Source organism: Rhizobium indicum, from assembly GCF_005862305.2.
Taxonomy (GTDB): domain Bacteria; phylum Pseudomonadota; class Alphaproteobacteria; order Rhizobiales; family Rhizobiaceae; genus Rhizobium; species Rhizobium indicum.
Genome location: NZ_CP054022.1, coordinates 716,082 through 738,921, shown reverse-complemented (window position 1 = coordinate 738,921; position 22,840 = coordinate 716,082). Strand labels below are relative to the sequence as shown.

Genomic DNA, 22,840 nt, shown 5'->3' with positions numbered 1-22,840 from the left:
CCACGTTAATCCTCCCCGCGGCGGGTAAGGAGATGAATGGCTCCCATAAGCAGCAGCGATACCGCGACGAGCAGCGTCGAAACTGCTGCTATGACCGGGGTGAGATTGAAATCGATGTCCTCGAACATCTTGCGACTGATCGTTTTTCCGCCGGTATCGGAAATGAAGAAGGCGACTGTCGCTTCATCGAATGACGCCAGAAACGCAAAGACCGAAGCTGCAGCCACCGCCGGCGCGATGTTAGGAAGCACAATGCTAAAAAAGGCGCGGCTTCGGCTTGCCCCGCAATTCAGTGCGGCGAGCTCCAGGGACGTGTCGAAGCGTTCCAGTGCTGCCGACACGGTGATGATCACGTAGGGAACAGCAAGCACGGTGTGCGCGATCAGGAAACCAGTGAAATTGCCCGTGAGGCTGAGCGGGGAAAAAACCAGATAAAGCGCAACGCCGAAAACAACATGGGGAACGATCATTGGCCCTAGCGACAATGCCTGCAGAAGGGTCTTTCCCGGCAGATCGCCGCGAACGAGCCCGATCGCGGCCAATGTACCGATGACCGTCGAAGCGATCGTCGTCGACAGCGCAATCTGCAGACTGAAGATCGTTGCTGCGCGCCAGTCCGGGTCGGCGAGAAAATCGATATACCAGCGAAGCGTCAGGCCCTTCGGCGGGAGCTCGATATAGTTGCTGTCGTTGAGCGAAATCGGGATGACGAGCAGCGTCGGCAACAACAGGAAGAACAGGATTGCTCCGATTAGGGAGCCTCCAAGGAGCCGCGAGGCTGCTTTGCCGTAAGGTCGATGGGTGCTTTTGACGCGAGAGGCGGCGAATGGGGGGGCTGCGGGCTCAATTGACACTGTTCATTCCTTTGCTGATGGAAAGCGCGCTGCGGAACACAAGGACAAAGAAAAGCGTCGTGGTTAGAAGGACGGTCGCGAGCGCTGCGGCAAATGGCCAGTCAAGCAGGACGGTGGTTTGCTGCCCGATCAGCGTTGCCATCATCAATGCTCCAGGCCCGCCGACGAGTGCCGGCGTGATATAAAAACCGATCGCCAGGATGAAGCACATGACGCATCCGGCAAAGATTCCGGGCAGGCTGAGCGGCAACGTCACGCTCAGGAACGCGCCAATCGTGCCGGCGCCGAGATTGCGGGCGGCTTGGGCGTAATCGGCAGGAATCGTGCGAACAGCGTTGTAGATCGGCAGGATCATGAAGGGCATAAGAACATGCGTCATCGCAAGGATGACCGCGCCTTCGGTGTAAATAAGCTTCAACGGACTGCTAATGAGGCCGCTCTCGATCAACAGACCGTTAGCGATGCCGTTTCGCTGCAGCAGCACGATCCAGGCGTAGGATCGCACTAGCACTGAGGTCCATAGCGGCACGAACACCGCTGCCGATACGATCAATGCAGTCTTGCCTTTGGAGCGGGCCATCAGAAAGGCAACCGGATAACCGAGCAGCAGGCTCGCCACGGTTACGATTGCACCCGTCTGCAACGTGCGAAGCAGGACTTCGATGTAGAGCGGCTCGGTGACGATCCGCTCGTAGTACTGCAGCGTGAATCCAGGTGCCATGACACTCAGAGAGACAAGCCTGCCGATTGGATAGATGAAGCTTCCCGCCAGTAAGAGCATCAACGGCGCAATAAGCAGGAACGTCAGCGCGTGCGAATACTGGCGCGCCGAGCGTGAGAAAAACCAGCTCGCTGGACGGGTTGGTGCAAGGGGTAGATTATCGACGGTCGTGGTCATTTCATGCCTCCGCAACCGCAAAGAGCCGGAGGCCGTCGCGTTCGGCGATGACATCCACGAGTGTCCCCATCGCAAAGGCCGTTCTATTTCCATCGGCAGGGATCTGCACCTGAATGATCTCTCCGCTTCCGAAATCGGCGCGAACGAGATGAAGGTCGAAGGCGCCGGCAAAGACCGACGTTTCGATCCGGCCGGGGAGGGCGTTCAGTCCCCCTGCGCCACGCGCTGCAAGGCCAAGGCGCTCAGGCCGTAGCGCGAGCCGAACGCGATCACCGATCTTTGCCGGACCCTCGAAGCCATAGGGAGCACCGGGCGTATCAATGACAACGTCGTCACCCAGTCTGATCGTCTGGCGGCTAGCGGTTTCACCCAGGAATTCTCCAGTCAAGAAGTTCATCTTGCCGATGAAATCGGCGACAAAGGCACTCTGCGGATTACAGTAAAGGTCCGCCGGGGTTCCGAGCTGCGCGAGTTGCCCCTTTGCCATAACGGCGATCCGGTCGGACATCGTCAACGCCTCCTCCTGATCGTGCGTCACGTAGATGACCGTCGCACCGAGGCGCCGCTGAAGCTGCTTGATCTCGATCTGCATAGATTCGCGCAGCTTCTTGTCCAGTGCCCCGAGTGGCTCGTCCATCAAGAGAACAGGCGGTTCGAACACGATTGCTCGCGCGACCGCCACCCGCTGCTGCTGGCCGCCGGAAAGTTCGTGGGGATAGCGCTTGGTATAGTCCGGGAGTTGGACGAGGTCGAGCGCGCGGCCAACCCGTTCTGCTCTGAGGTCCTTGCGGATGCCACGCATCTTCAGGGGGAAGGCGATGTTTTCGGAAACGGTCAGATGCGGGAACAAGGCATAACGCTGGAAGACCATCCCGATATTGCGGCGATCGGGCGATACGGCGGTGACATCGCGCCCGTCGATGATGATGCGTCCGGCAGACGGGCTTTCGAAACCGGCGATCATTGTCAGAAGCGTCGTCTTGCCCGATCCGGACGGACCGAGGATCGACAGGAATTCGCCTGCCGCAATATTCAGGGTCACTCCACCAACGGCAGTCTGGGTCCCGTAGGCTTTGCCTATACGATCGATGAAAACAGGCGCACCAATCAAAATGATATCTCCTCACTTGCGTGCTTTGACACGCGTTGAAACCTCCCGGCTCCGCTCGTGCGGCACCCAGGTGCTATGCCGGCAAGGCCGGCAGCTGTTCGGACATGGCCTCCCCGGCCAAGGCGTTGCTAATATTCGCGTTGACGTTATGCTGTCACATTACGATTTCGCTTTTCGCCTAATTCATTTTTGTTGCAACAAAAATGTGAAGATGTCAACGCGTGGAGGTCAATTTTGAACGAAAGTACAACTAAAGAGGAATCGTCGGGATCGGATTTGCAGTCTGGGCGACTCAGCGACTTCGCTTATTCATCCATTAAAGAGCAGCTCACGCGGGGTGCTTACAAGCCGGGCCACAAGTTGCCGATCCGTTCGGTCGCCGAAATGCTGAACGTCGGTGCCACGCCGGCACGCGAGGCGATCAACCGGCTGGTCTTCGAGGGCGCGCTCGTCATGGTGGGCCCTAAAACCGTCATCGTCCCGCATCTCGATCTTGCAGCGCTCTACGAAGTCACGCAGATGCGACTTGCGCTTGAAGGGTTGGCGACGGAAAAAGGCGCCCTTCGCGCCACGAATGATGTAGTCGACAAGCTATTGGCGCTGCAGGAGAAAATCACACTGTCGCTCGACGAAAGGCGTTACTCCGACGCTCTTCACGACAATAAGGAATTCCATTTTACGATCTATCGGTTGTGCAAGATGCCGCGCCTCCTTTCGACCATTGAGGCCCTGTGGTTAAGGGTAGGCGCCTCGTTCCACGACCTCTATCCTGAGTTTGCGGAAGCAAAATACGGTGTCCACAATCATTTGGCCGCGATAGAGGGGCTGGTGGATAAAGACCCATCCGCGGTCCGTGCCGCAATGGAAAACGATATTCGAGACGGCTACCGGCGTCTGAAGAAAGCCGCGCAGGAGCGTCTCAAGCTGCAATAGCGTCGGCAGCCGGATTTTTTTGTTGCAACTTCTTCGGGTTCATGATTTTTGTAATAACAAAATTATGAAGGGTTGCGCCGCGACCCGCGCTGGCCGGAGAAGATCGAATGTTTCACCCTAATGTCCTTCGCCACGGCCGGGGATATCCCCGGTCGAGGTCCGAACATTTCTTTAAAAAGGGGCGCCGCGTGTTTCCAACCGGGATCACGCGGGTCACCGTCGATCACGAGCCCAGCCCGCTCTACATTTCGCGCGGGGAGGGAGCTTATCTCATCGACGTCGACGGCAACCGCCTACTCGACCTAAACAATAATTTCACGACGCTGATACACGGCCATGGCTTTCTTCCAGTTGCCGACGCGGTCGCAGATCTGCTTCATCGCGGAACGTGTTTCTCCAACCCAACCGAGCACGAGATCACGCTGGCAGAGCTACTGATCGAGCGCATTCCGGCGATCGAACATATTCGCTTCGTCAACAGCGGGACCGAGGCTGTAATGTTTGCGATCAAGGCGGCCCGCGCTTTCACATGCCGGCCAGGCATCGCGCGGATCGAAGGCGCCTATCACGGCGCTTACGACTGGGCGGAAACGGGGCAGGCGGTGTCACCGGCTATATGGAACGACCCGTTGCGGTCGCCGGCCGTACCGGCCTATCGCGGAATGCCGCCTTCGGTAAGGGACGAGGTGACGGTTATCCGCTTCAATGACATCGCGGATCTGGAGCGCCGAATTGCTTCGGCTGCCCCTTCACTGGCTTGTATCCTGATCGATCCGATGCCGAGCCGCGCGGGGCTGATAGCGCCTGAGCCGAGCTTTCTTGCCGCTGTCGAGGCAATCGCGAAGAAATATGGGATTCTCATTGTTGCCGATGAGGTCCTCAATCTGCGGCAGTCACACGCGGGGGCGTCGGCCCGCTATGGTCTCCACCCCGATTTGGTCGCCGCCGGCAAAATCATCGGCGGAGGTTTTCCCATCGGGGCGGTCGGTGGGCGTAAGGACGTGATGCGGGTGTTCGCAAGCGACAGCGGAAAGCCGCTGCTGCCGCAAGGCGGCACGTTTTCGGCAAATCCCGTATCGATGGTTGCGGGCCGGGTCGCCATGGAGGCGATGACGGATGGCGCTTTCGCTGCACTCGAGAGCCTTGGCGATGGGATACGGGCTGGGCTTCGAAAGGAAATCGAGCGACAAGGCGCAGCCTTCAGCGTGACGGGGGCGGCATCCTTGTTTCGCATTCATCCGAAAGGAAAGCAGCCAACGGACTTCCGCGAGGCGTATCTCGCCCCCGAAGAGGCCGAGTTGATGGGCCGGCTCTCCAGGCATTTCCTCAATTGCGGCATCCTGCTTCCCAATGGCGCTGCGGCGTGCCTTTCGACGGCAATGACGACTGCTGACGGTGATGCGGTCGTCGCAGCCTTCGCAGACTTCCTTTCAATCCTCGAAGCAACTCCAACCGAAGCAGGCATGTGACCATGGCAACTGATCATACAACCGTCGCCGAGCGGATCGCTCTTTCCCTGAAAAGGCACAACGTCACCCATATCTTTGCTCAGAGCCTGCCTTCGGCGGTTATCCTTGCGGCCGAAGCAATCGGCATACGTCAAATCGCCTACCGACAGGAAAACATGGGAGGGACCATGGCCGATGGATATGCGCGGCTGTCCGGCAAGGTTGGCGTGGTAGCAGCGCAGAACGGACCCGCCGCAACGCTTCTCGTTCCGCCGCTGGCCGAAGCGCTGAAGGCTAGCGTTCCGGTCGTTGCTCTCGTCCAGGATGTCGAACGAGACCAGGCTGATCGCAATGCATTCCAGGAACTCGATCATCTCATCCTATTCCAATCCTGCACGAAGTGGGTGCGCAAGGTGCTGGTTGCGGAGCGGATCGACGACTATGTCGATGCTGCTTTCACAGCAGCCGCCTCGGGCCGGCCGGGACCGGCAGCTCTCCTGCTCCCCGCCGACCTCTTGCGGGAACAAATTGCCCCTTCGCTCTTTCGTCGTGAGGCTGTGCTTGGCCACTGGCCACTCGATCGGTTGCGTCCGCGCGATAGTGACATCGAGCGCGCAGCCTCGATGATCGCCGCAGCCCAGGCACCCATCGTCATCGCCGGAGGAGGCGTTCATGCAAGCCATGCCGCCGGCGAGCTTTCAGGGCTACAGGACGAAGCCTCGCTTCCCGTGCTGACGACCAATATGGGAAAAGGCGCGGTCGACGAATACCACCCGCTGTCAGCCGGCGTTCTCGGCGCTCTCGTTGGGCCGCGATCGCTCGGACGGCACACGCTTGCCCTTGTCGAAGAGGCCGATCTCGTCATTCTGGTCGGAACGCGAACCAACCAGAATGGCACTGACAGTTGGCGCCAAATCCCCCGGTCCGCATCAGTCATCCACATCGATGTCGATCCCACCGAAATCGGGCGCAACTACGAAGCGGTCAGATTGCCAGGCGATGCGGCCGAAACCATTAGCGCGTTGCGTAGCGCGCTGGCCCGAGGCGATCTCTCGTACCGCGCATCGCAGCGCGATAGGTTGACGGCCCGGATTGCTGGATTCTGGCGCTCGTTTGACATTGAGCGCCAGTCTGTTGCTCGTTCGGAGAAAAGTCCGATCCGTCCCGAGCGGGTTATGTCCGACCTGCAGCAAGTGTTGACGGCAGATACGACCGTTGTTTCCGATGCGAGCTATTCTTCGATGTGGATAGCCGGCCAACTGCGGGCCCTTTCCCCTGGTATGCGCTTCCTGTCGCCGCGGGGCCTTGCTGGACTCGGGTGGGGCTTGCCACTTGCGCTCGGCGCGAAAGCGGCAAAACCGGACAAACCAGTGGTTGCCATCGTAGGGGACGGCGGTTTCGCCCACAGCTGGGCGGAGCTGGAAACCATGGTTCGGAGCAAGCTTCCCGTACTCATCATCGTTTTGAACAACGGTATCCTCGGCTTCCAACGTGATGCTGAAGCTGTCAAGTTCGGCACCTTCACGACTGCCTGCAGCTTCGCAGATGTCGATCATCGGCGTATTGCCGAAGCTTGCGGCTGCCCGGCGGTCCGAATCTCCGATCCCGCGGATCTTCCTCGATATCTGGAGCGCGGGCTGGGTGAAGAAGGTCCCCTGCTGATCGAGGTAGTAACAGAGGCGGCCGCACATCCACCCCTTTCGCTATTTGCTGCAATGGATCAAGCGGCATGAGCCCTGGCGGCAATCCGCATGTTGCAGTCATCAGCGGTGGCACAACCGGGATCGGTCTTGCCACTGCGTTTCGTCTGCTCAGGGCCGGTCATCGGGTTGCCGTCTTCAGCCATGGTGAGGCAAGCGTCATAGCCGCGGGCGCCGCGCTCGCCGAGGGTTTTGGGCCAGAGCGCTCCATTGCGAGGAGGGTTGATCTCCGCGAAGCGGCGGCAATCAATTCCTTTTTCTGCGAAGTCGCCAGTGACCTGGGCGCGCCTGGGATCCTCGTCTGCAACGCGGGGATATCACCGAAAGGTCCCGACGGCCCTCGTCAGGTCGCCGACCTTCCCCTTGAAGAGTGGAACGACGTGCTCGCCGTCAACCTGACGGGGACGATGCTGTGTTGCCAGGCGGTTCTGCCTGCCATGAAGGAAATGAGTTATGGACGCCTTATATTCGTCGGTTCTCTTGCCGGCCGGACGAGACCACGGATCGCTGGCGCGGGCTATGCGACGTCTAAAGCCGCCCTTTCAGGATTGTCCCGCGTGCTGGTCTCTCAATATGGTCCCTATGGCATAACATCGAATGTCGTGGCGCCAGGTCGCATCCTGACGCCGCTGACAGGCTCCCCGCAAAGCAAGATCAACATTGACGCGCTCGCCCGTATTCCGGCCGGTCGGCTCGGTGTTCCAGACGACGTCGCCGCGGTGATCGCGTTCCTGGCATCGGAGGATGCCGGGTTCGTCAATGGAGCCATCATAGATGTCAACGGTGGCGAGTTCGCGCCGAGCTGAGCTCGCCGTTTCATCAGGTGAGAAAAAAGGCAATCGACATGGCTCCTGTCATTCTGGTCTGCTCGCAGAACGCCGAGTTCTATCTGCTCCTTGCGCACATTTTGCATGGCGAGGGCTTCAAGGCTCGCCTTGCCGCAAGTGACGACGATGTCGTGGACGCTTGCACATCAGTAGTGCTTTCCGCCGTCGTCTTGGATTGTGCAGGCTGGCAGAGTGATGTTGCGCCCCTATGTACGCTCTTGAAGGAATCAAGGCTTCCGGTGGCGGCACTTGTCGGCGAGGACACACGTGCCCAGCACCTGCAATTGATCAAGGCCGGGCTCGACGAAGGCATCACGCGCCCTTTGTCGCCTTCAAAGCTTCTCGCCTTTCTCCACGGTATAAACCCGCGGTCGGGGGCTTCGACTCTACCCAAGTTTGCTGGCGCCGCCGAGATTGTCTTCGGGCCGCATGCCGTCGTGGTTTCGGGCAAGAGAGTAGCGCTTGCGCCTATTGAGATGAGAATCCTTAGATTCCTATTGGACAGGCAGGGGCAGATCAGTACCCGCAAGCAACTCATCGAGGCCGTTTGGTCCGATCCCCACGCTGTAGAAAGGCGGACGGTCGACGTGCATATCGGCCGGCTGCGAAAAGCGTTTGCAGGGCTCCGCAATCTGAGGATTCGCACCGTCTATGGGGCGGGTTATGCTCTTGAATACCACGATTGACCTCCGCATATCTTAGCCTCTGACGGGCTACAGCGGCACAGGCGACTGGACCGCCTCCGGATCTAAAGGCGGGCTCCTAACGGATCAGCGATAAGAAGGAGCCGTCGGAATCGGCATGAATTTTTAGTGCGCCCCCCGGAAAGCTGCATCGACAACTTTCGTGCGTGACAGGCACCGAAGGAAGGTCCGGCGCCGCACTACAGTCCTGACCTGGTTGCGGATCTGGGACCTAGCTCCCGCTGATAGTGCGAGATGTCATGGCGTCTCTGGGCGAAGGGCAGCAATGACGCGATCGGCCATGAAAGCGCAACGGGCGCCATCGAAGGGGAGCAGCGCCGAGAATGCTCCGGAAAGCTGTTTTTCGATCGACTGGCGCATCATTTTCCGCGCCCGGTGCAGCCGGGTTTTGGCCGTTTCGGGTCTTATGCCGAGATAAGAGGCGGCCTCGTCCGTGCTCATGCCCTCGACATCCCGCAGCACGAAGACGGCGCGAAAATCGTCCGGCAGTTCGTCGACCGCATTTTCGAGAAGATGCCGCGCCTGGCTCCTGGACAGCTCGGTTTCCGGATCGGTTGCGGACAGGGAGGACGGAAACTGTAACACTTCGCCACCCGGCGCCATCGTCTGCACATCGATTTCCTCGAGTCCGATGGTGTTCTTTCGGCCCCGCACACGGCCGAGCGCCTCGTTGAGCGTAATGCGGGTCAGCCATGTCGAAAGTTGTGCCTCGCCCCGGAACGTCGCCAGATTGGTGAAGGCCTTGATATAGGCGGCGTGGACGACGTCTTCCGCCTCCGCATCATTGCGAATGATGGCGCGCGCCCTCCGGAACAGGCGCTGATTGTGACGCTGAACGATGGCGCGGATGGCGAACTCGTCGCCCATCCTCGCCAAGGGCACGAGTTCGGCGTCGGACAGTATCGACATCTGCTGCCGGTGTCGCGCGGCCGGAACCGGAATGGCTGCCATGGGAATGCTCCGTCTGCCTGCCCGTCTTTCGATTGGAGCCCGCCCTACGGCCGGACATCCAGTTTGCCCGTCATGGCGGGATGGAAGCGACAATAAAAATCGACCGCTCCCGTATGGGTGACAGTCATACGGCCTTCCGATTTCGGCGGCAGGTCGATATCGAAGCTCTTGTCGCGAGCGGTTGCCGTGTGCCTGAATATATCATCGTTTCGCCAGACGATCACATCGCCGACATGCAGCTCGGGAGGCGGCGAGCCGAATTTCATGCCCGCGATGGTGATCTGATAGTCCGCCGCCGAGGCAACCCCGCTGCCTACCCAAAGCAGTGTATAGAGCAGCGGGAGCGATTTCATTAGCCAGCGCATTCCTCAAGCCTATTTGATCATGGAAACCAGATGCTCGGCATCCATCTGATGCTCCTTGAACAGGGTCAGGCCCGTTTCCAGCAGCGACTTGAGCTCTTTATTCTCAGCCGACGGGATCAAGGTGTTGGCAAGCGCGTCGTTGACCGACTTGTGATAGGCGACTTCGTTTTCGACATAGGCCTTGTCGAAAGCCGCGCCGTCGAGCGCCTCCAGCGTCGTCAGTTCCTTAGCTGCCTGTGTCGACAAGGATTGGCTGACGGGGTTGTCTTCGGGCGTCACCTTCAGCTTCTTGACGAGGGCGAGCGCTTGGTCGTTGACGGCCTTGTGGTCGCGCTCCATGGTCTTGGCGAATTCGGTGACGTCGGCATTCTTGCTCTTCTTCAACGCTTGCTCTGCCGCGGTGACATCGATCTGCCCTGCCGTATAGGCGATGTGGGCGATCTGAGGATCGGTCGGCTTGGCATCGGCGGCGATCGAAGCCGTGCCCAGTGAGGCCGCCATCAGTGTGGCGCCGAGAATTCGTTTCAACATGATCTGTCTCCTTGTGTCGTGACCGAATGTCTTCCGGCAGCAACGGCGGTGCGCCTTCGGAAGCGAACATTGGATGCGGGTTTGTCGAAAAGGTTCCCGGAAATTTCGGACACGGAGAGGCAGCGTGTCATCGGCGTCGGCCACCGACGCGTCAGTCTTTGCCGAGGAAGCGCTGAAGCATGATGGCGTGATTGTGGTGCAGGTCTTTCGCAGCGTAGAGAAGTGTCGCGTCCGCTTGTCCGATCTGGCGTTTCAGCTCCTCGACGGCGGACGGGTTCTTTTCCAGCTCGTCCCGATACCGGCGCTGGAACTCGGCCCATTTGGCGGGATCGTGGCCAAACCAACGGCGCAGCGTCGGGCTTGGTGCGATATCCTGCAACCAGATATCGACTGCTGCATCCTGCTTGCTCAACCCGCGCGGCCATAGCCGGTCGACCAGGATGCGCATGCCGTCTTTGTCGTCTTTCGGCTCGTAGATTCGTTTGATGTGCAAGGCCATTTGTGCACCCGCCATAAGTTCGAAAGCCATTCTCGGCCGATACGCGTTACAAGGTTTTGGTTCCAGGCTGGAGCCCGAGGAGCAGCTCGATCTGGTGCGTGGCACAGGCAGCCATCGCACTCAACTTAGGAATATAGTTGTCGGTTGGCCACAGATGAACGCTTCCGATTGCCGCAGCATTGTCGCGGCCAACTGATGTTGCTCGGTCCTCGGTCGCTGATATCTTTCGATTCTCCCAATATTGCCAAATGTCACGTTTCGAATATGCCTGTGGCTTTGTGGAGGGATTTGTATTGACGCAGCTTTCGAACGCCCGCGCTTCATTCTTCGAACTGATCGTTCTGATCGGGCTCTGCGTTCCTGTCAGCGCTCAAGCGGCATCGGCGGGCCAGGCCGAATGCGCCGGCCGCTCCTTAGACATCATCCGTCTTGCCTATCCCGGTGCCACCAACGCCGATGACGCTTTTCGGCTCGCGGGCTCAACCATCACATTGCCGACAGGCGACAATGTCGACGGCGATCCGCGTCGGGTGATTTGCCGGATTTGGCCAGCTCACCCGCAACTGACCCTTGTGGCTGTCCCATTGATGACGGAGCAGTCGGATTCGGAAAACGAGGGTGACATCGAACTGCTCGTGGTAGACAGCACCAATCTTCATGTAAAGCAGCGTCTGCGTCTTCAGGGACTTATGTCAGACGATGCCATTCATGTAGAAAGCGTCGCCTTCGATACTGCGCGTTATCAACTCGCTCCTGGGAAAACGGCTTTTGGATTGCGTGTTACGCTGGAAGGTAGTTCGCGCGCCAATCCGTTCGGCGAAACGACCTTATGGCTCTTCTCAGTCGACGGTGATGGGCTGAAGCCGATTCTCGACAATATTGTCGTCAGTGAAAATCACGGAGAATGGGATACCGCCTGTGCCGGTGAGTTCGATGAAATCACGCGCACGCTTTCAATCGGTTCACCAGCAAAAGGCGTGTTCGCCGATATAGTCGTAACCGAAAAAACGACCACTTCCGTCGCCACGGTCGGAAAGGATGGTGACTGCCAGAGCGAAGACAAAACGACGATTGGCAAACACCGGCTGCGTTACGACGGATCCAAATATGCCGTTCCCAAAGATCTGAAGCGGGATGAGTAAGAGGATGTTGGTCCAGGCCGGGTGATGGCCGCAATGACCGCGCTACAACTGCGATAGAGCGCCGCGTGTCCGACAGGACACTCTATCGCTTGGAATTGGCGCGATCTGCCCTTCGCCGCTGTCGACGTCAGAAAGGATAGTGCTGGGCGGAATCCTCTACCGTGATCCAGCGCAGGTCGGTGAATTCGGCGATCGCCGCCTTGCCGCCGAAGCGGCCATAGCCGCTGCCCTTGACGCCGCCGAAGGGCATTTGCGCCTCGTCGTTCACCGTCGGGCCATTGATGTGGCAGATGCCGGCTTCGATCCGCGCCGCAACCGCCATTGCCCGCTGGACATTACGGCTGAAGACGGCGGAGGACAGGCCGTATTCGGTGTCGTTGGCGATGCGGATGGCTTCTTCCTCGCCGGAGACGCGAATGATCGGTTTGACCGGACCGAAGGATTCTTCCGCATAGACGCGCATCTCGGGCGTGACATGATCGAGCAGCGTCGCCTCGACCACGGTGCCCGAGCGCTTGCCGCCGGCCACGAGCTTTGCACCCTTGGCCGTCGCATCGGCGATCAGCTCATCCATTTTCTTCGCCGCGTCGAGGCTGATCAGCGAGCCGAGAACGACATGGCCACGCGGATCGCCGGCCGGAAGCTGACTGGCCCGGGTGGCCAGTTTGGCGACGAACTGATCGGCGATCGCCTCGTCGACGATGATGCGTTCCGTCGACATGCAGATCTGGCCCTGGTTCATGAAGGCGCCGAAAATGGCGGCATTGACGGCACCGTCGATATCGGCATCGTCGAGGATAACGAGCGGCGCCTTGCCGCCGAGTTCGAGAAGGGCGGGCTTGAGATGTCTGCCGCAGGTCTCGGCGATGATCTTGCCGACCTTGGTCGACCCGGTGAAGTTCACGCGCTTGACGGCCGGATGGGCAATCAGCGCCGCGACGATCTCAGGCGCATCCTCCGGCGCGTTGGTGATGACATTGACGACGCCGGCGGGCAGGCCGGCTTCGGTCAGCGCGGTGGCGATCAGCCGGTGCGTGCCGGGGCATTGTTCGGATGCCTTGAGGACGACGGTATTGCCGCAGGCGATCGGCATGGCGATGGCGCGGGTGGCGAGGATGACCGGCGCGTTCCAGGGGGCAATCGCCAGGCAGACGCCGGCAGCCTGGCGAACACCCATGGCGAGCGTGCCGGGCTTGTCGGAAGGGATGATTTCGCCTGATATCTGCGTCGTCATGGCGCCGGCCTCGCGCAGGATGTTGGCGGCGAACATGACATTGAAGCCGGCCCAGGGAGCGGTGGCGCCCGTTTCCTCGATCATCAACTGGGTAAATTCGCCCACCTTGGAATCCATGATATCGGCGGCCTTCATCAGGATGGCGCGGCGCTGGCCGGGGCCGGTCTTCGACCAGGCGCCGAAGGCTGCGGCGGCGGCATTAACGGCCGCGGCAGCATCGTCCAAGCTTGCCGCGGCGGCGCGGCTTGCGAGCTTTTCGGTGAAGGGATCGATGCGATCATAGGTCCGGCCGCCGGAGGCCGCGCGGTCTGCGCCGTTGATGAGGAGGGAAATATTCATCGGAGGTCTCCTTGGGACAAGAACTAGAAGCCGAGGACTTCGGCGTTGATGGAAGCTTCGAGGCCGCCGTCGACGGCAAGATTGGCGCCGTTGATCCAGCGTGCGCCATCCGAGCAGAGGAAGAGCACGGCGGGGGCGATATCGGCGGAGGTGCCGGCCCGGCCGACGCGGGTGATGTCGCTGTCGACCCTGGCGTCGCCGAGCACGGCGCGGAACTGCTTGAGGATCGGCGTTTCCACCGGCCCGGGGCTGACCGCATTGACCCGGATGCCGCGGTTTTTGAACAATGCCTGATGGGCGGCGCGCATGGTCCAGAGCAGCAGCAGTTCCTTGGAGAGCGGATAGCCTTCTTCGTCCTTGAGGCCGTGTTCGGCCACAACCGCCGCCACCTCGGGAAAGCCTTCAATGGCGGCCAAGGACTTTGCCCGCTCGAGATTGGCGCGCCAGCCATAGCCGGCAATCGAGGCGACGTTGACGACGGCGCCGCCTTCACGGAGACGGGGCGCCACGGCTTCCGACAGGGCGCGAAGGCCGTAGAAATTCACGGCGAGCGTCGAGACGACGCCTGTGCTGCCGGAAAGGCCGGCGACATTGGCGAGCGCGTCGAGGCGCACTGGAAGCTGCGCGACGATCTCGGCAATGCCTGATGGGGTCGAGAGATCACCCTTGATGAAGGCGGCACTTCCACTCACCGGCTCGCGCACATCGACGCCGATGACCTCGGCGCCCATCTGGCCGGCCAGTTCCGCCGTGCGGGCGCCGATGCCTGAAGCCACGCCGGTCACCAGGATTGTTTTACCAAAAAGCATGAACGTCACCTTTCGCAAGAGAATCCGGAATTAAGCCGGCTCATTCTTCCCATTTGATTTTATGCGGACCGGGCAATTTCAGCCGGTAGCCGACCGGCAGAAGTTGAAAATCGTAGCGGCGCTCGATTTCGCCCCACAGGCCGCGCGGCAGGTAGAGCGAGAAAATCACGGCGGTGGCGCCGAGGCCGATCAGGTACCAGACGCCGGCTCCGCCGAAGAAGGTTTCGATCACGAAGAACAGGATGGCGCCGAGGATCGCGCCTTCGAACTTGCCGATCCCGCCGACCAGCACCATGAAGATCATGTAGGCCGTCCACTGGACGCTGAAATAGGTCTTCGGCTGGAAGGTGGTGGCGGTCGCCAGCCACAGGCCTCCGGCGACCGCGATGCCGAAGGCGGCGAGCACGAAGAGCAGCCGCTTGGTGGCGATCACGCGCACGCCGACCGAGGTTGCCGCCTCCTCATTGTCGCGGATTGCCTGCATGGCAGCGCCCGCGCGGCTGCGCATCAGGATGAAGAGAGCGCCGAGCAGGGCGGCCATGGCCGTCAAGGCGAGCCAGTAGATCGTCGCTCGCCGCGTGCCGCTGTCATAGACGTTGAGCGAGATCAGTGAAGTTCCCGTTTCCCCCTGGATCAGGCCGTCGAGGTTGACGAGCAGGTGGGCGAGTGTGGCGACGACCCACATGCCGATCGCGAACTCGCCGCCCTTCAGCCGCAGCATGAACAGCGAAAGCGGGATCGACAGCGCGCCGGTCACGACCGCGGCGGCAAACAGCGAGACGAAGGGATTGAGCCCCGCATCGGCAAGCCGGATGGTGAAATAGGCGCCGAGGCCGAAGAACACCTGCTGGCCGACCGAGACCAGCCCGCCGAACCCGGCCAGCGCATTCCACATGGCGGCAAGGATCACGTAGATGAACAGAGCCGTCAGCCGGTCGATCGCGCCGGCGCCGAGCACGGCTGGGGCAAACATCAGCAGGGCAAGCACCGCGGCCATGCAGCCAAGCGCCACCCGCGACGATTTCGTCCAGCGCTCTATCGATATTCCGTTGGAGGCGAAGGTCGTGCTGGGGGTCGCGTTGGGGCTCATGTCGGGCTCCGGAGACGGGCGCGCAGGGAGGCGCCAAGTTTGTCGAGAACCGGCATGCCGAACCGGGACAGCCGAATGAAAAGCACCAGCAGGAACACCGCATGGCCGCCGATCAGGAAGCCTTGCGGATGCAATTGCGCGCCGAGCGATTGGGCAAGACCGAGAACGATGCCGCCGGCAAGTGTGCCCCATAGCGAACCTGCGCCGCCGATGACGGCCGCCTCGAAGGCGAAGAGAAGCTGTGGGCCGCCGGCATAGGGGCTGAAGGTTGCCCGCATCCCGAGAAAAGCACCGGCGATGCCGACCGTGACCATGGTGATCGCGGTGGCGACGGCGTTGACTCTGCGGGCGTCGATGCCGACCAGCCCTGCCGTATCGGGATCCTCCGCCGTGGCGCGGATCGCGCGACCCAGCGCAAATCGGCTCAGGAAGAACTGCAACCCGCCGAGAATAAGGACTGCCGTCACCATCATCAGGACGGCCAGCTTGCCGACGAAGATGTGGCCCGGCAGTTGCCAGGAAGCATAGGACAGGTTGCCGATGAAGGGCGCGAGCGACCTTGTGTCGGCGCCGAACTGCTCGAACAGCAGGTTGTCGATGACGATCGACAGGCCGAAGGTCGTGAGAATCGGCAGGAGCGTGCCGCCGCGGGCGCTGCGCTCCAGAATGAAGCGCTGCAACAGCCAGCCGGCCGCCGCCATGACCGGCAGCACGATCAGCAGACCGGCGAAGGGTGGAATGCCGGCTTTGGCGGCGAGCAGCCACAACCCGTAGGCGGCTGCGACCGCCAGGCTGCCATGCGCGAGATTGATGATCCGCATGACCGAGAACATGAAGGACAGGCCGCAGGCGATAACGGCGTAGTAGCCGCCGAGCAGAATGCCCTGGAGCAGGGTGTTGATCACGATGCGCTCCTTTCGCCGGCTGCCCGGTGCAATCCGAAATAGGCTTGGGTGACATGTTCGCGCGTGACGGCGGCCGCCGGCCTGTCGAGGACGATGCGTCCCTCGAGCATGCAGATGACGCGGCTTGCCACGCTCATGGCGCGGGCGAGATCTTGTTCGACGAGCACGATGGTCGTCCCCGACGTGAGCAAGGTCTCCAACTGAGCGTAGACGCGATCGACGACCAGAGGCGAAAGCCCGAGTGAGACCTCGTCCAGGAGAAGAATATCGGGATTGCTCATCAGCGCCCGGCCGATGGCGGTCGCCTGCTGTTCCCCGCCCGAGAGGTGTCCCGTTTTGGCGTGACGGCGGGGTTTCAGGTTGGGAAAGGCGTCGAGGACGCGATCGATGCTCCACTCGCCCTTGCGGCCGGAGCTCTTTCCGAGAAGCAGGTTCTCTTCCACCGTCATCTGCGAAAACAGGCGCCGGCCTTCCGGTACCAGGGCGATGCCCTTGGCGATCCGCTTGTGGGACGGGACGGCGGCCAGATCTTCGTCGTTGAGAAGGACGCGGCCGGATGATGGCAGATGGGCGCCGGCGATCGATCTGAGCAGCGTCGTCTTGCCGGCGCCATTTGCGCCGACCAGCGCCAGTACCTCGCCCTTGGCAAGATCGAAACTGACACCGCGCACCGCCTGGAGCAGGCCATGGCGGACGTCGAGGTCGCGGATGGAAAGAAGGCTCATGCGGGTGTCCCTCCGAGATAGGCCTTGACCACCTCCGCATTGCTCATGACCATTTTCGGTTCGCCATCGGCGATGATCCTGCCGGCGTCCATGCAGATCAGCCGCTCCGCCACCTGCAGGAGGATATGAACGATATGCTCGATCCAGACGATGCCGATGCCGCGGTTGCGCAATTCGAGGATGGTTTCCACCAGTTCGCTGGCCTCGCCATCGGTCAGGCCGCCGCCGATCTCGTCGAGCAGCATCAGCCTCGGCTGCGTGGCAAGCGCACGGGCAAGCTCCAGGCGTTTGCGGTCCAGCAGGCCAAGCGTGTCGGCAGGGCGGTTGGCGACGCCAAGCATGCCGCAGAGCGAAAGCGAATCCACCACGCGCTCATAGGCCTCGTCGCGGCTTGCGGCATTACCGTGAGATGCGGCGACGAAGACATTTTCGAAGGTCGTCATGCCGCCGAAGGGCTTGGGAATCTGATGGGTCCGGACGAGCCCGGAGCGGCAGCGCTCCGCCGCCGTCCGGCGCGTGACGTCGACGCCGTCGAAGGTGATGCTTCCCTCATTCGGCGGGAAGGCGCCGGCGAGCACGCTGAGCAGGGTTGTCTTGCCGGCGCCGTTCGGCCCGACAATGCCGATCGCCTCGCCATCCCCCATGGAAAAGTCCAGATTCTCCAGCACCACCAGCGCGCCGAACCGCTTGTGGATTCCCTTGGCCGAGAGAAAGGCTCCCCCCGGCCGTCTTTGAGCTTCCCGCTGCAGCACTGTTCGTTATCCGTTATAGGCGGTGAGCTTGGCGCCGACCGGGACATTGGGGTCGGTGGCGTTTTCGGTGACGACATAGTCGAGCGCGAATTTCGAGCCCTCCGGCGCTTTCACCCATTGCGTGCCGATGATCGGTCCGGGGGAGACGTTGGCGACCGGGCCGCTGGTGAAGTCGACCTTGCCGGCGATCGTGGTGGTCTTAAGCGTGCTGATCGCCTTGGCGACGGCCTCCTTGCTCTTGACGTCGGCGCTGGCCTTCAGCGCATCGAAGCCGGCGTCGAGAAGCGCAAGGCTGGCGCCGAGCTGCTGCGTCCACTGCTTGCCGCTTGCCGTTTCATAACCGTCGGCGAGTTCGGTTCCCGATACGCCTGTCAGCGTGGATTTGTAGGGGAAGGCCTTGTGCCAGTAGGCGGCGCTGCCGATGTTCAGGCCGAGATCGCCAAGCGCCTCGATGTCGGAGGGAAACAGACCCGTCTTGGCGATCTGGCAGATCTTGATCTGCTGGGTGAGGCCCTGCTGTGCAGCCTGACGCCAGAAGGCGGCGAAGTCGGGCGGTATCGGGAACGAATTGAAGATCTCCACGCCCTCCTGCCTGAAGAGAGCGATCTGCGCGGTAAAGTCGGTGGTTCCGGTTTCATAGGCGCCGGGATCGACGATGGTGAATCCCTCCTTGGCGAGCGCCGGCGCCAGATGGGTGCGGATCGCATTGCCGTCGGCGTCGTTGGGATACATGACGCCGACCTTCTTGTTGGTCTCGATCAGGTTCCACTGCGAAACATAGGCCTTGTGGAACTCTTCGACGCCGAAGCCGAAATGATAGGTCCACTTGAACGGCGAAGGCGCACCGGGCTTGGCGCCGCGGCCGAAATACCAGGCTTCCCAGGGCATGACTGTCGAGAGGCAGGGAATGCCGGCTGCTTCGCAGGCGTCGGCCACCGGATTGATGGTTTCGGGTGTCGAGACGGCAAGCATCAGGTCGATCGCCTGGTTGTTGATCAGCTCCTTCGCCAACTGGCCGGCGCGCGAGGGATCGGACTGGGTGTCCTGGTCGAGAATCTCCACCTTCCAGGTCTTGCCGCCGGCCTGCAGGCCGTTCGCCAGCGCCTTGCGCGCCAGTTCGAGCACATAACCGTCCGTCTCGCCGAAGCCGCCGAGAGGGCCTGTGCGCGGGCTGATGAAGCCGACCTTCAGCGTATCGCTGCTTTGAGCAAAGGCCGTGCGGCGCGAAAGCGCCAGCGCCGCACCGCCCGCCACCGTCGATGCGATGAAAGAGCGGCGGCTCAGCGATGCCGCGTTGAATTTGCCGTTGCGGAAAATGTCGTTCATGAAATCATTCCTCCCTCTTGATGCAGGCCTCCCAGCCCGTTCCCAGTGTTCATGTCGGCCGATCTGGAATTCAGATCGGATAGTGCCGTTTTCCCGAGGCCATGGTGATCCATCTGAGCTCGGTGAATTCGTCGATCGCCGCCTTGCCGCCGAAGCGGCCGTAGCCGCTTGATTTGACGCCGCCGAAGGGCATTTGCGGCTCGTCGGAAACGGTGGCTTCGTTGATGTGGCAGATGCCGGATTCGAGCCGCATGGCGACGGCGAGCGCCGCATTGACGTCGGCGCTAAAAACGGCGGCCGAAAGCCCGTATTCGTTGTCGTTGGCAACCGTCACGGCCTCGTCGACGCTGCCGACCCGGACGATTGCCGCGATCGGTCCAAAGCTTTCCTCGCGGTAGATACGCATGGCAGGCGTCACGTGATCGATAACGGTCGCGTCCATCAGTGTGCCGTGGGCCTCGCCGCCGCAGACGAGGACTGCGCCCTTCTGCAGGGCATCATCGACGAGCGACCGGACGCGCCTGATGGCCTCAGTGTTGATCAGCGTGCCGAGCGGCGTGTTGCCGTCCCTGGGATTGCCGGCGACAAGGGTTGCGGCCTTCGTCCGGAACTTGCCGACGAAGCCATCGGCGATCTCGTCCATCAGGATGATACGCTCGGTCGACATGCAGATCTGGCCCTGGTTCATGAAGGCGCCGAAGGCGGCTGCACGCACGGCTTCGTCGATATCGGCGTCGGCCAGAACGATGAACGGCGCCTTGCCGCCGAGTTCGAGCAGGCAGCGCTTGAGATGCCTTGCCGAGGACTCGGCAATGATCCGGCCGACACGGGTGGAGCCGGTGAAATTGATGCGGCGCACGGCGGGATGGGCAATCAGTGCGTCGACGACAGCGGCGGCATCGCTCGGCGCATTGGAAACGACATTGACGACGCCGCGCGGAAAGCCGGCGTCACGCAGGATGTCGCCGATCAGGCCATGGGTCTTCGGGCAGAGTTCGGAAGCCTTGAGGATGACCGTGTTGCCGCAGGCAAGCGGCATGGCGACGGCGCGGGTGCCGAGGATAACAGGTGCGTTCCAGGGGGCAATGCCGACGCAGACGCCTGCCGGCTGGCGGACCGCCATGGCGAGGCTTCCCGGAATGCCTGAAGGAATGAGCTCGCCCGATATTTGCGTGGTCATCGCCGCCGCTTCGCGAAGAATATCCGCGCCGAGCCCGCAATTGATCGCCGCCCATTGCGCGGTTGCGCCGGTTTCGCCAGTCATGGCGGCAATGAGTTCGGGCGTGCGGGCGTCCAGGATATCGGCTGCGGCATTCAGAAGCCTGCGCCGTTCGCCCGGGCCGGTCTGCGACCAGTCCGGAAAGGCGGCAGCGCCCGCATTGGCCGCTCTTGTCATGTCGGCAACCGATCCTGCCGAGGCGATCGTTGCGATGTCGCCGGTCAACGGATCGATGCGTTCGAAGGTGGCCCCTTCGGAAGCATCCATCGCCTCGTTGTTGATCATCAGCTTTGCCGAAAACACTGTTCCACCCAATTCGCCATGTGTTGGTGCCACGCATTGGCGCCACGTGCTGGCGCCGCATGCCGGTTTGCATTGTTGCCATGGGAGAAAACGAGCGCACGCGGCGCCACGAGGGCGGCCTCACCGTTCCTGCATCTGTTGAAGAGCCTCCTCCCAAAGGCTGATGGAGAAAAGGTTACGCCGATCTGGCGCCGATGGAATGCGATTTATTGGGTTAATATTGTAATTATCCGGTGATATCAGCATTGTTTGACTGGGAGCGGAGGAGAAGCGTTGGCGACGGACGGAGGGATTCATCACTATGCCAGAGGCGAGTGGCACGCTCCGTCGCTGTCGCACCGGCGTATCCGTTTTCAAAAAGGGCTGTATGCCGATTTCCACCATGTCCTTCTGCTCGGGGAGGGGAGTGGGGAGCTTCACTTCGACAATGGCGAACACCGGCCGCTGCACGGACCGCTGCTTGCCTTCCTGCCGCCGCAGGCGCGATGCGACTTGTCGATATCAGCCGGAACCGCGGCTCATCTGGTCGGGGCTTCGCCGCAGATCATGGTCGATGCGATCGGCGACAAGGTGGAGTCCTATTCGCTGCGCATCTTCACCGAGCAGCGCAAGCTGGTCGAGGCATTGGATCCCTCAGCAGTGGCCGAAATCAGCCCGCTGATTTCTGGTTTCGTTCGGGAACTGGGCGATCCCTCCCGCTCCTCATGGATGGTCGCATCCGCCTATATTAGGCTCATTCTGATGGCGCTGTGGCGCGGCTCCGATGGCGAGAGAAGCGAGCAGCGCGGGCAGGGCGAAACCGGATCGATCCTGCAGCGATACCGGCAACTGGTCGAGGCCGGTTTCCGCCAGCACCGGCCGATCAGCGACTATGCCGCGGAGCTGGGCGTCACGGCCGACCGGCTGCATTCCATTTGCCAAAGGGCGCTCGGCCGCTCGCCGATCCAGCTCCTGCATGAGCGCGTGGTGCAGGAGGCAAAGCTGAGATTGGAGCGATCGGCCCGCAATATCCAGGAAATCTCCGACAGCCTCGGCTTTCGCGACCCGACCTATTTCAGCCATTTCTTCAAGCGCAAGACCGGCCTTTCACCCGCCGGCTACCGCGAAATCGCCCGCGCTTCGGCCGGCTCGGAAAACAGCATGCTGTCCTCGGGCTATGCGGACTGGCCTTAGGCTTGGGGATTGGTCAAAGCTGGAATTTGCCGGTCTTGGATCGCAAATCATGCTGACTTGGAATCCCAAGTCGGCGTTGGCCCGTCATCTCTCCGATAGATCGACTGAGATTACCTCGACAACCTTGTTACCGGACAGCGTAGCGGTGACCGCAAGGGCCTTCGAGTTGGCCTGTTCGATCAGGCCCAGAAAATTGACAGCCTTGCCTGCTATCCTTTTCGCAAAGGCTTTCCGCAGAACTACCCCTGTCTTTGGATGGATGACCTTAACCCGTGGATTGGCTCCATTGGCCAGGAGATAAAAGCCAGTGTGGGAACCATTTTCGAACATGTATTGGTCTGCGAGTTGAGTCTGTATCTTGTCGATCAGGATGTCACCAGTCCAATGAGGCTCTTCGGCCATTTTGATTTCTACAGAGATTAGCCCAAGCTCCGCATTCCGTGAGTGAATTCTAAGATCTGGCCGGTTCTCGACCGCGACTTCCTGCTCACGGATGACCTCGTAATGCTGCGCTCCAATTTCGCGCATCCTACCCGATAGCCAGTTCCGAATATCGTCTTCCTTGCCCCGTCCGCTTCTGAAGAGGAAGCCTTCGTCGTCGTCGAAATGATGCAGCTTCTCTAGGAGCGCCACCAGGTGGCGTTTTATCAGCGCTCGGAATTCCTCGATCGAAGTCGGTGTCTTGGAGAATGAATTCAGGAAAGTGATGGCCTCGCTGGCCGGGAGCAGGTCACGCCGAACAGATGTTCTGACCAGCTTGTCCCTTTGGTACAGGAACGTGTCGCGATGCCGTCTCAAATCGGGGTCAACTGCGAGTGCGTCGAGGGATGCCAGCGCTTGCTCAGATCCAAGGGCGGTCAGAGCATTTAAGAAATATGAGCGCTTTGACGTTGCTTTGTCCGCAATATCCGGTGAATAAGCATCTTCGTGCACGGGATCATTGGCTGGCGGCCATACAAGGTAAGTTGCTTTTACCAGAGCGCGCAACACCGCGGCATCGGT

Annotated in this window: 23 protein-coding genes; 7 read left to right on the top strand and 16 right to left on the bottom strand. The window is 61.0% G+C overall.

Annotated features, from left to right (window positions below):
* Positions 1-5 precede the first annotated feature (5 nt).
* The 3 genes from FFM53_RS27790 to FFM53_RS27780 are packed head-to-tail and all read right to left on the bottom strand — an operon-like array spanning position 6 to position 2,863.
* Positions 6-854: an ABC transporter permease gene (locus FFM53_RS27790; RefSeq protein ID WP_138388596.1), complete on the bottom strand. Its 849-nt coding sequence runs from the start codon at positions 852-854 to the stop codon at positions 6-8.
* Positions 844-1,752 (bottom strand): ABC transporter permease, encoded by a 909-nt coding sequence (locus tag FFM53_RS27785; protein ID WP_138388597.1) that lies wholly within the window; start codon positions 1,750-1,752, stop codon positions 844-846. The genes FFM53_RS27790 and FFM53_RS27785 overlap by 11 nt, the downstream gene beginning before the upstream one ends.
* 1 nt (position 1,753) lies before the next feature.
* On the bottom strand, positions 1,754-2,863 hold the full coding sequence (locus FFM53_RS27780; RefSeq protein ID WP_138388598.1) for an ABC transporter ATP-binding protein: 1,110 nt from the start codon (positions 2,861-2,863) through the stop codon (positions 1,754-1,756).
* A 234-nt stretch (positions 2,864-3,097) separates the two neighbouring features.
* Between FFM53_RS27780 and FFM53_RS27775 the strand changes: the two genes are divergently transcribed.
* From FFM53_RS27775 to FFM53_RS27755, 5 genes are all read left to right on the top strand, one after another.
* Entirely contained in the window at positions 3,098-3,796 is a 699-nt protein-coding gene (locus FFM53_RS27775) for a GntR family transcriptional regulator (protein ID WP_138388599.1), read from the top strand.
* Positions 3,797-3,903: 107 nt separating this feature from the next.
* Entirely contained in the window at positions 3,904-5,265 is a 1,362-nt protein-coding gene (locus tag FFM53_RS27770) for an aspartate aminotransferase family protein (protein ID WP_138388600.1), read from the top strand.
* 2 nt (positions 5,266-5,267) lie between these two features.
* A complete protein-coding gene (locus FFM53_RS27765; protein ID WP_138388601.1) occupies positions 5,268-6,977 on the top strand; it encodes an acetolactate synthase catalytic subunit in 1,710 nt (569 codons plus the stop codon).
* On the top strand, positions 6,974-7,750 hold the full coding sequence (gene fabG / locus FFM53_RS27760) for a 3-oxoacyl-ACP reductase FabG (protein WP_138334866.1): 777 nt from the start codon (positions 6,974-6,976) through the stop codon (positions 7,748-7,750). The genes FFM53_RS27765 and fabG overlap by 4 nt, the downstream gene beginning before the upstream one ends.
* Before the next feature lie 38 nt (positions 7,751-7,788).
* Positions 7,789-8,457: a response regulator transcription factor gene (locus FFM53_RS27755; protein ID WP_138388602.1), complete on the top strand. Its 669-nt coding sequence runs from the start codon at positions 7,789-7,791 to the stop codon at positions 8,455-8,457.
* A gap of 255 nt (positions 8,458-8,712) precedes the next feature.
* On the opposite strand, the gene FFM53_RS27750 is transcribed toward FFM53_RS27755, so the two are convergent.
* The 4 genes from FFM53_RS27750 to FFM53_RS27735 form a co-directional block, all read right to left on the bottom strand.
* Positions 8,713-9,426, bottom strand: a complete 714-nt coding sequence (locus tag FFM53_RS27750; protein ID WP_138388603.1) for an RNA polymerase sigma factor — start codon at positions 9,424-9,426, stop codon at positions 8,713-8,715.
* Positions 9,427-9,470: 44 nt separating this feature from the next.
* Entirely contained in the window at positions 9,471-9,791 is a 321-nt protein-coding gene (locus tag FFM53_RS27745) for a cupredoxin domain-containing protein (protein WP_138388604.1), read from the bottom strand.
* Between the two features lie 9 nt (positions 9,792-9,800).
* Positions 9,801-10,322 carry a DUF4142 domain-containing protein gene (locus FFM53_RS27740; protein ID WP_138388605.1) on the bottom strand — a complete coding sequence of 174 codons (522 nt, stop codon included), beginning with the start codon at positions 10,320-10,322 and terminating at the stop codon, positions 9,801-9,803.
* A 151-nt stretch (positions 10,323-10,473) separates the two neighbouring features.
* Complete coding sequence (locus tag FFM53_RS27735; protein WP_138388606.1) at positions 10,474-10,821, bottom strand: DUF488 domain-containing protein; 348 nt, start codon at positions 10,819-10,821, stop codon at positions 10,474-10,476.
* A 248-nt stretch (positions 10,822-11,069) separates the two neighbouring features.
* On the opposite strand from FFM53_RS27735, the gene FFM53_RS27730 reads away from it, so the two are divergent.
* The gene (locus FFM53_RS27730) at positions 11,070-11,963 is read left to right on the top strand and encodes a PA3715 family protein (protein ID WP_246413226.1); all 894 of its coding nucleotides are present in this window, start codon (positions 11,070-11,072) and stop codon (positions 11,961-11,963) included.
* Between the two features lie 127 nt (positions 11,964-12,090).
* Here the strand turns inward: FFM53_RS27730 and FFM53_RS27725 are convergent, their stop codons facing one another.
* From FFM53_RS27725 to FFM53_RS27690, 8 genes are all read right to left on the bottom strand, one after another.
* On the bottom strand, positions 12,091-13,536 hold the full coding sequence (locus tag FFM53_RS27725; RefSeq protein WP_138388607.1) for an aldehyde dehydrogenase: 1,446 nt from the start codon (positions 13,534-13,536) through the stop codon (positions 12,091-12,093).
* A 23-nt stretch (positions 13,537-13,559) separates the two neighbouring features.
* Positions 13,560-14,345 carry a coniferyl-alcohol dehydrogenase gene (locus FFM53_RS27720; RefSeq protein ID WP_138388608.1) on the bottom strand — a complete coding sequence of 262 codons (786 nt, stop codon included), beginning with the start codon at positions 14,343-14,345 and terminating at the stop codon, positions 13,560-13,562.
* A gap of 40 nt (positions 14,346-14,385) precedes the next feature.
* A complete protein-coding gene (locus FFM53_RS27715) occupies positions 14,386-15,435 on the bottom strand; it encodes a branched-chain amino acid ABC transporter permease (protein WP_138388609.1) in 1,050 nt (349 codons plus the stop codon).
* Complete coding sequence (locus FFM53_RS27710) at positions 15,432-16,340, bottom strand: branched-chain amino acid ABC transporter permease (protein ID WP_138388610.1); 909 nt, start codon at positions 16,338-16,340, stop codon at positions 15,432-15,434. The genes FFM53_RS27715 and FFM53_RS27710 overlap by 4 nt, the downstream gene beginning before the upstream one ends.
* Positions 16,337-17,065: an ABC transporter ATP-binding protein gene (locus FFM53_RS27705; RefSeq protein WP_138388611.1), complete on the bottom strand. Its 729-nt coding sequence runs from the start codon at positions 17,063-17,065 to the stop codon at positions 16,337-16,339. Before FFM53_RS27705 ends, FFM53_RS27710 begins: the two co-directional genes overlap by 4 nt.
* Positions 17,062-17,817, bottom strand: a complete 756-nt coding sequence (locus tag FFM53_RS27700) for an ABC transporter ATP-binding protein (protein WP_171600348.1) — start codon at positions 17,815-17,817, stop codon at positions 17,062-17,064. Before FFM53_RS27700 ends, FFM53_RS27705 begins: the two co-directional genes overlap by 4 nt.
* Positions 17,818-17,823: 6 nt before the next feature.
* Positions 17,824-19,143, bottom strand: a complete 1,320-nt coding sequence (locus tag FFM53_RS27695; protein WP_138388612.1) for an ABC transporter substrate-binding protein — start codon at positions 19,141-19,143, stop codon at positions 17,824-17,826.
* A gap of 70 nt (positions 19,144-19,213) precedes the next feature.
* The gene (locus tag FFM53_RS27690) at positions 19,214-20,677 is read right to left on the bottom strand and encodes an aldehyde dehydrogenase (RefSeq protein WP_171600361.1); all 1,464 of its coding nucleotides are present in this window, start codon (positions 20,675-20,677) and stop codon (positions 19,214-19,216) included.
* 261 nt (positions 20,678-20,938) lie between these two features.
* Between FFM53_RS27690 and FFM53_RS27685 the strand changes: the two genes are divergently transcribed.
* Positions 20,939-21,838 (top strand): helix-turn-helix transcriptional regulator, encoded by a 900-nt coding sequence (locus tag FFM53_RS27685; protein WP_138388613.1) that lies wholly within the window; start codon positions 20,939-20,941, stop codon positions 21,836-21,838.
* 84 nt (positions 21,839-21,922) lie between these two features.
* Here the strand turns inward: FFM53_RS27685 and FFM53_RS27680 are convergent, their stop codons facing one another.
* Positions 21,923-22,828, bottom strand: coding sequence for a hypothetical protein (locus tag FFM53_RS27680; protein ID WP_246413224.1), 906 nt, complete (start codon positions 22,826-22,828; stop codon positions 21,923-21,925).
* Positions 22,829-22,840 lie beyond the last annotated feature (12 nt).